At 52.6% G+C, this 12,074-nt stretch carries 8 protein-coding genes, 1 tRNA gene, 1 pseudogene and 1 CRISPR repeat array; of the genes and pseudogenes, 4 read left to right on the top strand and 6 right to left on the bottom strand.

Annotation, left to right across the window (positions count from 1 at the left end):
* Together MVD07_RS00530 and asnS are read left to right on the top strand one after the other, a co-directional pair.
* Window positions 1-384: pseudogene (locus MVD07_RS00530) on the top strand (SPFH/Band 7/PHB domain protein); the annotation flags it as partial.
* Window positions 385-1,207: 823 nt separating this feature from the next.
* Window positions 1,208-2,503 (top strand): asparagine--tRNA ligase, encoded by a 1,296-nt coding sequence (gene asnS / locus MVD07_RS00520; RefSeq protein ID WP_297497162.1) that lies wholly within the window; start codon window positions 1,208-1,210, stop codon window positions 2,501-2,503.
* Between the two features lie 250 nt (window positions 2,504-2,753).
* Here asnS and MVD07_RS00515 read toward each other — a convergent pair.
* Window positions 2,754-2,831 (bottom strand) — tRNA-Val (locus MVD07_RS00515).
* Window positions 2,832-2,894: 63 nt separating this feature from the next.
* Here MVD07_RS00515 and MVD07_RS00510 point away from each other — a divergent pair.
* Window positions 2,895-3,635: a hypothetical protein gene (locus tag MVD07_RS00510; RefSeq protein WP_297497159.1), complete on the top strand. Its 741-nt coding sequence runs from the start codon at window positions 2,895-2,897 to the stop codon at window positions 3,633-3,635.
* Between the two features lie 12 nt (window positions 3,636-3,647).
* Here MVD07_RS00510 and tgtA read toward each other — a convergent pair whose 3' ends face one another.
* Genes tgtA through MVD07_RS00490 form a run of 4 tightly spaced genes read right to left on the bottom strand, consistent with a single transcriptional unit; the run spans window position 3,648 to window position 7,781 of the window.
* Complete coding sequence (gene tgtA / locus MVD07_RS00505) at window positions 3,648-5,384, bottom strand: tRNA guanosine(15) transglycosylase TgtA (RefSeq protein ID WP_297497158.1); 1,737 nt, start codon at window positions 5,382-5,384, stop codon at window positions 3,648-3,650.
* A 32-nt stretch (window positions 5,385-5,416) separates the two neighbouring features.
* A complete protein-coding gene (locus MVD07_RS00500; protein ID WP_297497155.1) occupies window positions 5,417-6,346 on the bottom strand; it encodes an inorganic phosphate transporter in 930 nt (309 codons plus the stop codon).
* 49 nt (window positions 6,347-6,395) lie between these two features.
* Window positions 6,396-7,448: a glycosyltransferase family 2 protein gene (locus MVD07_RS00495; RefSeq protein WP_297497152.1), complete on the bottom strand. Its 1,053-nt coding sequence runs from the start codon at window positions 7,446-7,448 to the stop codon at window positions 6,396-6,398.
* A 24-nt stretch (window positions 7,449-7,472) separates the two neighbouring features.
* Window positions 7,473-7,781: a hypothetical protein gene (locus tag MVD07_RS00490; protein ID WP_297497149.1), complete on the bottom strand. Its 309-nt coding sequence runs from the start codon at window positions 7,779-7,781 to the stop codon at window positions 7,473-7,475.
* An 89-nt stretch (window positions 7,782-7,870) separates the two neighbouring features.
* Here MVD07_RS00490 and MVD07_RS00485 point away from each other — a divergent pair, with 89 nt between their 5' ends.
* On the top strand, window positions 7,871-10,465 hold the full coding sequence (locus tag MVD07_RS00485; RefSeq protein ID WP_297497146.1) for an ATP-dependent helicase: 2,595 nt from the start codon (window positions 7,871-7,873) through the stop codon (window positions 10,463-10,465).
* Here the strand turns inward: MVD07_RS00485 and MVD07_RS00480 are convergent.
* Window positions 10,462-11,223: a molybdopterin-binding protein gene (locus tag MVD07_RS00480; protein ID WP_297497164.1), complete on the bottom strand. Its 762-nt coding sequence runs from the start codon at window positions 11,221-11,223 to the stop codon at window positions 10,462-10,464. The two genes, MVD07_RS00485 and MVD07_RS00480, sit on opposite strands and share 4 nt — an antisense overlap.
* Before the next feature lie 67 nt (window positions 11,224-11,290).
* A CRISPR array of direct repeats spans window positions 11,291-12,055; the repeat unit is 29 nt; unit sequence CTTTCCACACAACACTGTTCTACGGAAAC.
* Window positions 12,056-12,074: the final 19 nt, after the last annotated feature.

Here is a 12,074-nt window from a genome sequence, read left to right as displayed (position 1 = left end):
GAAAGCGCCATCAAGGAGGCGCTTTTCTACTTGAGGGCCAGAAGCAGGCGGCTATCTTAAGGGCCGAGGATGAGAAGCAGAGGTAGATACTCATCGCGGAGGGCCAGGCCCAGGCTATCAGGAAGGTTCTTGAGGCGCTCAGGATGGCAGACGAGAAGTACCTGACCCTTCAGTACATTGAAAAGCTTTCTGATCTCGTCAAGTACGGCAACCTCATCGTACCCTGTGACACGGAGCCGCTGATAGACCTCCTCAGGATACTCCAGAAGGTCAGGGAGACGCCCGATACCCCCTGCCTCTCCCAGCGATAAGGGGGAGCCCCAAGAGATTGAAGGCGGTATGAGCCCCGAAGACATTGAGAAGTTCAAAAAGCTGATGGAGTGAGGGGTATGGAAGCTCCCTCCCTCTTAATCCTAGGGCCTGCTCATAATACTCCTAGAACATGATACATGATGGTTACGGCCTTCATAACGCTGATAGGTGTTGCCTTCGCCACTCTCGGAATCCTCCTCGGATTTGGGGTCAGCTTCACTGAGAGCTTTGTTATCTTACTTATAGCCTCGTTATAGCCTATTTCCTTGTTGGATACTACATTAGGAGAGATGTCAGGGACATCGGAGCCGAGAAAAAGAAGTACACCTTCGAGCTGAAGGGGAAGAGGGACAGGGTCGTTTATCGTGGTTGAGCCGTTGACAATGGTCTCACCGATTCCAACCTCCGCCCACCTCCTTATCTCCCTCCTGGTTCATTCCCTCTACAGTGGCCATATGGCTCTCTCCAACCACTCTCCCATCGGTAAATCCCCTTGGTCTCTGAACTTCGCCCTCGCCACATGGGTTGGGTATGGGCGTTTATGAAACCGGGCCAGAATGAAGTAGTCCTTCCCTCCGTAGACCTAATCAACAGCCCGTATTCCCTCCCCATCCACGATGACGGCAGTCCCGGGTCTTACACCGGAGTGGTCAACGACAGTTCTAATGAGAACAAACATGCCATCACTGCTGGCTTTATGACAGATCAATACTTAAATATTTTGACGTATTGACCTCAAAATGCCCAAAGGATTTAAATTCCAGTAAGAGTAGCGAAGACCATGTCACGGCTGATCATGATAGAAGAAAACCTGAGGGCAGTCTCACCCTGGTTCAATCGTCCCTTCTGAGGTTAGCATTATAAACCCCCCACCGGAGTTTTCGGAGGTGGTGTTATGATAGATAAGGTTTACTGCGCCGATGTTAAACCCGAGATGGAAGGAAAAAGGGTTAAGCTCGCCGGATGGGTCTACAGGAAGAGGGAAGTAGGAAAGAAAGTATTCGTGGTGCTCAGGGATTCGAGCGGAATCGTTCAGGTCGTCTTTTCAAAGGGCACAAACGAAGAGGCTTACAGAGAAGCCAGAAAGCTCGGTCTTGAGTCCAGCGTGATAATCGAAGGAACCGTTAAGGCCGACCCGCGCGCACCAACCGCTGCGGAAGTTCAGGCCGATAAGCTTCAGATAATCCAGAACGTGGACTTCTTCCCGATCACAAAGGATGCAAGCCAAGAGTTCCTGCTCGACGTTAGACACCTCCACCTCCGCTCACCGAAGGTAGCGGGCATAATGAAGGTCAAGGCCACGCTTATGCAAGCCGCGAGGGAGTGGCTCCTCCAGGACGGATGGTATGAAGTCTTTCCACCAATACTCGTCACCGGGGCGGTCGAAGGCGGTGCCACGCTTTTCAAGCTCAAATATTTCGACAAGACCGCTTATTTAAGCCAATCGGCCCAGCTCTACCTTGAGGCTGCCATCTTCGGCCTTGAGAAGGTCTGGAGCCTCACACCGAGCTTCAGGGCGGAGAAGAGCAGGACGAGGAGGCACCTCACCGAGTTCTGGCACCTTGAGCTCGAAGCCGCTTGGATGGACCTCTGGGACATCATGAAGGTCGAAGAGGAGCTCGTCAGTTACATGGTGCAGAGAACCCTTGAGCTGAGGAGGAGCGAGATAGAGCTCTACCGCAAGGACGATTTGAAGACTCTAAAGAACACAGTGCCCCCCTTCCCGAGGATAAGTTACGACGAGGCGATAGAGACACTCCAGAAGAGGGGAGTCAACATAGAATGGGGCGAGGATATGGGCGCCGATGAGGAGAGGGTTCTAACTCAGGAGTTCGAGAGTCCCTTCTTCGTCTACGGCTATCCAAAGCACATCAAGGCCTTCTACATGAAGGAAGACCCCGAGGATCCGAGGAAGGTTTTAGCCGCTGACATGCTGGCTCCAGAAGGTTATGGAGAGGTCATCGGCGGTTCTCAGCGTGAGGACAGCTATGAGAAGCTCGTCCAGAGGATCCTAGAGGAGGGCATGGATCCAAAGGACTACGAGTGGTATCTAGACCTGAGGAAGTATGGTAGCGTTCCGCACAGCGGTTTCGGGCTTGGCCTGGAAAGGCTCGTCGCGTGGGTGCTGAATCTCGACCACGTGAAGTGGGCTACGCTCTTCCCGAGGACACCGAGCAGGCTGTATCCATAGCAACTTTTGCCAAGCAAAAGGTTGACTAGGTCTTTTCTAACTTTTTATTCTCACAAACAACAGTATATAGGTGAGCGATCTAAGGAAAGTAAGCTAAAACAGGTTTTAACTTTTCTTAACGCCCTTCGGGCGTGATTCTTGAGGTGAAACACTGAGAGCTGGCAAGTAGTAAGTAAACCCCTCAAAATTGAGAATCTTCAAAAAACGACATGCGAACCTTGGTCAAACTTCGCTCGCGCGAAGTTTGTATTGGTGGGCCCGCGGGGATTCGAACCCCGGACCTCCACCTTGTAAGGGTGGCGTCATAACCAGTCTAGACCACGGGCCCGCCCGGATTAAGGGGACAACGAAAATTTATAACCTTTTCGGGAGAATAAGCAGGGGATTACCCATGGACAGGATAAAAACACTTGCACTCGTGTCAGCCACACTGATAATCATAGCCACTGCCATCACATGGGCCATCACTCGCGATGTAAACATGACCCTCGCCATCCTAACTCTCGCCTCGACGATAGCCACGGTTATAATGGCCGTTACGATATACGAACTGGATATAGCCCTGAAGGAGCTTAACTTTGAGGCCGTAAGTGAGGTTTACGGAATGATGAACAGGGAGCTTAAAGAAAACATAGGAAAGATCCAAGGGTGGCACATGAAAGACCTTGAGGATGGGAAAATCTCCAAAGGAAAATTAGTTGATGCCGCAAAGAAGGAGTTCCTTAGAGATAAAGAAAAAACAAAAGCAGTAAGTGCCGCAAGCAGGGTGCTCAACCGCGTTGGGTATTTTGTTTACCGCGACTTTGTCGGCGACTGGTTCATCCAGGAACAGTACGGAGGGCTAATATTGGACTCTTTCTTGGCAATGAAGCCCTATCTTAAGGTTCTAAGGGATGAGAGGGAGTGCAAGGACGATGAAGAATGTAAAAACGCCTCCTGGTTCTTGAGGAGGTTCTACCTCCTACTTGTTGTTATCAGCTACCACTACCTATGCAAGAACTTCAGAAAAAACTGTGAGAAGACCTTTGAAAAGTATGGGGAGTCTCCAGCAAACCCCGTCCCACCTAGATGGCTTGCTAATGATGTTAAGGCTTGGCTGAAAAAGAAGGGATACAAAAAATACTTGAAATGAAACCCTGAGAACTTAACCGGTGCCCCTCCTTACCTTAACTGCAAGTCCGCTCTGGAAAACCTTTAGCTCTTCGCCGTTGAGGAGGGTCTGACCTGTCGCCAGGAGCTCATCCCTCTCGTTCACCACCAGAACTTCATCGTAGGGTCTTATCTCTGGATCTGCATCGACAACGAACTTTGCAAAGACGTTCTTCCCTTTCCTAGCGAAAGGCTCGGCATCTTCGTTGACAACAACGCGCATCCTCGGGAAGGGTAAGAATTGGTGGAGCTTTTTAGCCCCCTCTATTCCAAGCGTTAAGAGACCGTCCTCGGCGCGGAAGGTTGCGAGATGCTTACCTTTGGTCTTTATCTGTCTCGGCATTCCTGTCTTCTTCGAAAGCTCGATCGAGACATCTTTGAACGCCTCTTCAGCCCCTTCGCCGAACTGGTATTCAGCTATGGCCATGATGTATTCCCTCACCTTCTCCTTTCCGGGCTTCTTTATCATGAAGTCCTCCTCTCCCTCGCTCTGAGCGAAGGGGTAGCTCAGGCTTAGGTATCTGGGAATCTCCCCAAATATCGGATGGCTTATCGTCTCGGGGAACTTTTTCCTAACCCGCTCGGCCCTCTCCCTAGCCCTCATGGCTGTGGGCCACCTCAGGGATTCCTCGCTCACCTTGAAGAATGCGCTGGCCTTTGTGACCGGCTCGTTCTTCTCAAGATATTCTCTGTACTCCAAAAGGCGTTTGTAGGCGGCAAACATCTTTGGATGGGAGCGAGCCCTCTCGTCCACAAGCTCCCAGAGGGTTCCCTCCTTTATCGCCTGCTTAACGCGGTTGAGCTCCTCCCTAATAACCCAGAGGTTGTGGAGAGCCAAAAGTCTCGTCCTCTCATCCCTCGGCATCTTGCGGAGCTCCCGGGGTGTGTAGCGGGAGCAGATAGGGCATGAGCAGGGGAAGTAGTCCAGCTCCTCCAGCTTCTTCGTTCCTTCTGGAGTGAGGTAGCGGTCGTCCTTAGCATAGAGGGCGTAGCTGGCCGAGTCGAAGAGGTCAATCCCCATCGCAACAGCCAGGGCAAATATCATGGGATGGCCGGCTCCAAAGAGATGGACGGGTCTGTCCGGCCTGAGGCCTTGCTTTGATGCTATAACGACGTCAACTAAATCACGGTAGCGGTAGCTCTCCATCAGCGGGACGACGGCACCGATGGGATGTATCTCGAAGTCCATCTCGCTGAGCTTTTTAGCTGCATATATCCTCAGGTCGAGGTGAGTTGAGCCCTGGACGGCCGCGTTCATGGCTATCCCCTTTATTTCCTCAGCTTCCTTAGCCCTCTCCAGCGTTATCCTGAGGTCTTCCTCGGCCTTCTCACGCGGGGCGTCTGGAGGTGTCGGTACATCGAGGAAGGTGCCTATGTCAACACCTATCCCCTGCTGAAATTCTATTATCTCGCGGTTCGTCACATCGACACCGCCATAGCGCATGAGCTGGAAAGAACCGGAATCGACCTCAACTATGCCGTCGTAATCGAGTAGCCTGTGAATTCCCACCTCAAGTGCTTTCTCCCTCAGCTCGGGCGTCTTGTAAATGATGTAGGAGTTCGTGATAACAATCCCGAAGCCCATCTTCATGAGCTCCTTCGGAGTTACTATGAGCTGTTTCAGGTTAACCACTGGCATTATGGCCGGTGTTTCTATAGTTTTTCCGTTAACGGTGAGCTTTCCTATCCTCCCAGAGGCATCCCGTGCCTTGACCTCAAACCTGAAATCCATGCTTTCTCCCCCAGAGAGATACATCAGGCCTTTTAAAAGCCTAAGCCGGAGAAGAGCTTTATGAAGATGAACGACAGGATTCCCGCAAGGAGGGGTGCTTCACCCCAGCTCTTGACTATGTCTATAAGAACCTTTTTGTTGATCCTTTCGCCCTTGTATGTGCTCAATCCACTGATGGCGCCGACTACTGCCTGTCCCGAGCTGACCGGGAGACCGAAGAGGTTGGCGGTATTAACCGCTATCGACGCCCCAAACTGACTTGAGAATGCCGATGTGGGATCAAGGGGGGCTATGTTCCTCCCGATCGTTATCATGACCTTGTGGCTGAAAGTGAGCGTTCCAAAGGCCATTATAAGGGCCAGAGGGACATTGGGGTTTGATATGCCGCCGGCCTTTGCAAGCCCTATCACATTTGAAACCTCGTTCGTTCCCAGGTTGAAGGCAGAGTAGGCAGAGGCAAGGAAGACGAGCCACTTCTGGGTGAGTTCAAGGTTTTTGAGGCCCTTTATTCTTCTGAGGACTGGCCTGTAGAGGCGGTAGACCACTATCGAGAAGAGCCCCGCCACAACCGGGGAGATAACCCATGCGGAGACTATCTTCGTAATCGTTGCCCAATCCACGGGCAGACCGAGGGCAAGCGAAGCCCCAATGAGGGCCCCTATTATGGACTGGGTCGTTGAGATGGGCATCCCAATAAGACTCGCCAGCGTAACGGCCAAAGCGGCACTGAAGAGAACCAAAACAACGTTTCCGGTAGACATACCGCGAGCCAGGCCCCCCACCGTTGAAGGAACAGCCGAGTGCCCTAGGAGAGCGCCCATGGTTGTGAAGACGGCTATAACTAGTACAGCCCTCTTGAAGCCGATTATACCCGAGCCTACCGCCGTTCCAACGGCCTTGGGACTGTCGTTTGCCCCTACCGCCCACGCCATAAAGAAAGCCACTGCCCCGATCCCCAGCATCTACTCACCTCTATAGTCTATATAGTCTATGTGGCTCAGATGTGAGCATTTATTTAAAAATCTTTTCCCCGAGGATACTCACGTAGCCGTGGAGATGGAGGGCTAGGTAAAAGAGGGCCCAGGACCAGAGGTAAACTGGAAACAAAAGGGCATCAAGGAGCTTCCCGCCTTCAACTGCCACCGGGACGAGCATTGTAATCGCCTCACCCCCCCACCAGAGAAGAAAGAGCAGATTTCCGGTGAATAGGAGAAAGGGTGGGATGATAACGTCTAGGATGGCCATAATGTCTCCTAAGAGCAGAAAAGCCCAGTCCTTGGTAAAGCCGCCTCCAAGGTTTCTCAGGTCGCCGATGAACCAGCGCTTCCTCTGCCTCCAGAGAGAGGCAACCCCTACGGGCATGGACGTCCACGCCTTGGCTTTGGGGGCATAGACGACCTTTCCAAGTCCCCTCAGGGCTTTTGTGGTAGCGTAGTCCTCAACTGTGTCCTCGACAAAACCGCCTATCCTCTCGAGGGCATCTCGCCTGAAGGCTGAGACAGGTCCGGGGGCGACGCTCAGATCGTCGAGCTCTTTGGCACGCCTGAACATGGCAATCCTCAGGTGCTCCACATCTTGAGCCCTCTCAAGGAAGGAGCCCCCTACGACGCGAACCTGACCGCCGACGGCGAGAACTTCGTCGGAGTAGAAACGCCTCACAAGCTCTTTAACGGCGTGTTTTTCCAGAGTACTGTCCGCGTCGGTAGTGACTATAACCTCTCCCCCTGCCCTTAAGAGACCGAAGTTGAGAGCTTTCGCTTTCCCCCCGTGTTCAACCCTGTAGACCCTCAGCCTTGAGTCTTGTATAGAGTTCGCGACACCAAATGTATCATCCCTACTCCCGTCATCGATGACAACCACCTCGAAATAGGGGTAATCCTGTCCCAGCGCCGATTGCACTGCCTTCAGAATGTTTCTTTCTTCGTTGTAGGCCGGAATCAATATGGAAACCTCCGGAGTCCATTCCTTGATTCTGTAATGCTTGAAAAAACTAATTATGTAATTGAAGAAAAAGTAGCCGTCCCAGAGGAGGATGAGTGCGAGCCCGAGGTAAAGGAGACTCATGGGCGAGAATTCCCGAGAATCCTTTTAACCCTTAACGCTCATCTTCAGCGTTGGCTTTCTCCCAATCCTATATCTTACAACGTATCTTCCGTGCTCGAAGTCGTCCTCAACAGCTTCAAGAACCTCAATGGGCTCAAGCTCAAGGCCGAACTCCAGAGCCTCCCACTTGATGTCATCGAAGTAGTCATATAACCCGCAGGTGGCGCAGAAGGAGCCCTCGAACTCGAGTATCACCTCATCCCTCCCGAGTTCAACGACCCTCGCACTGGCCTCGCTGCCGTGGAGCCTGTTGAACTCAGCTAAGATCCTCTTAAGCTTTTCCCTCACGTTCATACTACACCACCTTGAGTTCCAATCAACCACTTAAAAAGTTTATTAGGGAAACCGAATAGTTTAAAAACCGAAAAGGAAACGATGACACGATGGTAGAGGAGAGGATAAGGTGGGCCGAGAGGGAATACGAGGACGAGGAGATATTTTCAATCCTCAGTGAGCCGGTTAGGGAGTGGTTTAAGCGGAAATTCAAAACCTTCACCCCTCCCCAACGCTATGCTGTCGTTGAAATTCACAGGGGGGAGAACGTTCTGATATCTTCCCCAACAGGCTCCGGAAAAACCTTGTCCGCTTTTCTCTCAGCTATAAACGAACTGATTTTGCTCGGAAAGGAGGGAAACCTTGAGGACAAAATCTACGTCCTCTATGTCTCACCTCTCAGGGCCCTCAACAACGACATCAAGAGAAACCTTGAGGGTCCGCTGGCTGAGATAAAGGAAGTCGCGAAGGAGCTCGGCTACGATTTGCCAGAGATAAGGGTGGGCATAAGGACGAGCGACACCTCAGGCTACGAGAAGAGCAAGATGGTGAGGAAGCCGCCGCATATACTAATAACGACCCCCGAAAGCCTTGCCATCGCTTTAAACGCCCCCAAGTTCCGCGAGAGACTGAAAACCGTGAAGTACCTCATTATTGATGAGGTTCATGCCTTAGCTGAGAACAAGCGGGGAACCCACCTAGCTTTGAGCGTTGAGAGGCTCCAGGAGATGGCGGAGAGGGAGTTCGTGAGGATAGGTCTGAGCGCGACGATACACCCGCTCGAGGAAATAGCCAAGTTCGTCTTTGGCTTTGAGAACGGAAAGCCGAGGCCCGGCCTTATAGTCGACGTCAGCTTTGTCAAACAGACGGAGATAAGGGTTGAGAGCGTCGTCGAGGATCTGATCTACACCCCGGCGAGCGTTCTGAGCGACGCCCTCTACAACCGGCTCGCCGAGCTGATAAGGGAGAACAGAACGACGCTCATCTTTACCAACACGAGGAGCGGTGCGGAGAGGGTAGCCTTCAACCTGAAAAAGAGGTTTCCGGAATTTGAAGGTTTGATAGAAGCTCACCACTCCAGCCTCTCCAGGGAGGTTAGGTTAGACGTTGAGGAGAAGCTGAAGCGGGGAGAACTCCACGCGGTAATCAGCTCGACAAGCCTTGAGCTTGGAATAGACATCGGAACTATTGATCTCGTCGTCCTGATTGGCTCACCGAAGAGCGTGAATAGGGCCTTGCAGAGGATTGGTAGAGCCGGCCACAGGCTCCACCAGGTCAGTAGGGGAGTGATAATAGCCCTCGACAGAGACGACCTCGTCGAGGTTACGGTTTTGGCGCACAACGCCCGGAACAGGAGGCTTGACCGCGTTAAGATACCGAAGAACCCCCTCGACGTTCTCGTCCAGCACCTCCTCGGCATGGCCCTTAACAAGATGTGGGAGGTCGAGGAAGCCTACCGCGTGGTCAGGAGGGCCTATCCATACCGCGACCTTCCTTTCGAGGACTTCATGAGCGTCCTCCGCTATCTCGCTGGGGAATACACCGGCTTGGAAGACAGGAAGGTCTACGCCAAGATATGGCTTGAGGACGGCCGCTTCGGAAGGCGCGGCAAGATGACGAGGGCAATATACTACATGAACACCGGCACTATTCCAGACGAGGCCAAGATTAGGGTCTACACAATGGACAAGAGGATGATTGGAACCGTCGAGGAGGAGTTCGCGGAGCGCTTGATGCCTGGCGACATATTTGTCTTAGCGGGAAGAACCTATGAGTTCGTGAAGAGCAGGGGTAACAGGATATACGTGGTTTCCCGCGAGGGGGCGAGGCCGACCATCCCCGCGTGGTTCTCGGAGATGCTCCCGCTCAGCTTCGATTTGGCCCTTGACATACAGCGTTTTAGGAGGGAAGTTAAGGGGCTCATCAGCAGAAGGGACGCTGTTAGGAGGTTGATGCGGAAGTACGGAATAGACGAGAGGGCCGCGAGGGCGATCTTAGCTTACTTCCGCGAGCAGGCGAGATATTCGACGGTTCCCGACGACGAGACGGTTTTGGTTGAGGAGGTCGAGAAGGAGGAGACCTGGGAGTACTTCTTCCACACCCTGATTGGAAGGCGTGCAAACGATGCCTTGAGCAGGGCCTTCGCCTACGCGATAAGCAGGCGAAAGGAGGTAAACGTTGGCATAGCGATAAACGACAACGGCTTCCTCCTAAGGGTTCCGAAGGAAGCTAAACTCTCGGAGGATGAGATAAGGGAGCTCTTCCGGATTGAAGATCTCCGCGGGGTTCTCAAGAAGGCCCTCGATAACACCGAGCTTTTGAAGAGGCGCTTCAGACACGTGGCCAACCGAGGGTTGCTCATCCTCAGGCGCTACGTGGGGAGGAGCAAGAGGCTTGGAAGGCAACAGGTCATAGCGGTTTCCCTTCTCAAAGTCCTTAAGGAGAACTATCCGGACTTTCCGCTCCTCAGGGAGGTCTACCGCGAGATAATGGAGGACAAGATGGACGTCGAGAACGCAGAGCTCTTCCTGAGCTGGGTGAGGGATGGGAAAATTAAGGTGGTTCTCGAGAGACATGAGGTTCCGAGTCCCTTCGCATTCAATCTTGAAGCGATTGGGGCGAGCGACGTGGTTTTGATGGAGGACAGGAGGGAGATGATAAAGCGTCTCCACAGGAAGATAATGACCATGATAGGCGAGGCCTAAATCTTCATCTCCTCAAGCTTCACACCGCCGCCCTCTATGAACTCCTTAACCTTCTCGGCAGCTTCCTCGCTCTCGGCGAAGATTATAACCCCGATGAACTTCCCAAAGCCCTTGGGCGAGGAGTGTATCCTGACGCCGAATCTCTCCACGGCCTCGGTGAGAACCGGTGCGAGCTTGCTCTCGTCGGTTATCTCGGCCAGAAACTTCCTCTGGACGAACTTCCGCTGTCCGAGCCTCGGGAGGACTTCCTTTTCGAGCATCACCTTCATTTCGCGGGGCATCCCCGGGAGGACGAAGACCTTGGTTCCGCCGGCCTCTATGTAAGCTCCCGGAGCGGCACCCTCGCTGTTCTCAAGCGGTTCAGCCCCATCAGGGAGGTAGGCCATCTTCTTCCTCCCCTCATTTAAAGCTGGGTCGTCTATGTAGCCCTCCCTGTAAAGGCGCTCGTAGAAGGCCTTGATTTTCTCAAGGCATCCTGTGCAGAGGACGAAATCTCTACCGAGGGCCTTTGCAACGGCGAGCATGGTGACGTCGTCGTGGGTCGGCCCGAGGCCACCGCTTATGACGAGAACCTCGGGTTTTCTCGAGAGTATCTCCCTGACGGCCTTCTCTATCTCCCCAACGTCGTCGCCGACGGTAGTTTTCCTCCTTACCCAGTAGCCCCTCTCGGTCAGCTTCTTTCCTATGAATGCGGAGTTGCTGTCAACGGTGTGGCCGGTTAGGAGCTCATCCCCCACCGTCAGTATCTCGGCGAACATCTTCCTCACCATCAGGTTATCGGAACCGAGCGATAAAAGGGTTATCATCATGGGAGGTACCTGAAGGAGGATAGGAAAGGGCCATCTACGGAAATACTATGGCCGAGAAAAAAGATAGTTGTAGAGCTTGTCCCATTTCCACACAATTATGTTCTACGGAAACGTGCAGATCCTGGAGTTGGGCGCAGGAAAGAGATGTAGTTTCCACACATATGTTCTACGGAAACATCAACCTTTGGGAGGTGCACGAAGGATGTTCGGCCTGGTAGTTTTCACACAACACTGTTCTACGGAAACGAGGGCTTCGTGATCAAAGGCGAGCACTTCTGGAACCCCTTTCCACACAACACTGTTCTACGGAAACTCCGGCGAACCTTCCTGTATCGTCTCGCCACTCTCACCTTTCCACACAACACTGTTCTACGGAAACCTTGCCGAGCGGAAGCAGGAAGAGGGACGAAAAGGAGTCTTTCCACACAACACTGTTCTACGGAAACTCTATGCTGTCGAGGCGCTCTATCACGTCATCAAAAGCTTTCCACACAACACTGTTCTACGGAAACCTCTTCCTCGTGCCAGCGTGGGATTTTCGAGAGGACTATCTTTCCACACAACACTGTTCTACGGAAACCGTTTAATAGATGCAGTCATCAGCAGGTTTGGACGGGACTTTCCACACAACACTGTTCTACGGAAACTAGGTCGCTTTCCGCACAAACGGGAGATATGCCCACGTTCTTTCCACACAACACTGTTCTACGGAAACACCACGTGTATGGCGTTGTGGTATTCTATGTTATCATCTTTCCACACAACACTGTTCTACGGAAACCCAAGGATATCACCTCAAT

It is taken from the genome of Thermococcus sp., assembly GCF_027008145.1.
In the GTDB taxonomy this organism is placed as follows: Archaea; Methanobacteriota_B; Thermococci; order Thermococcales; family Thermococcaceae; genus Thermococcus.
This window is presented reverse-complemented; position numbering and strand designations above follow the sequence as displayed.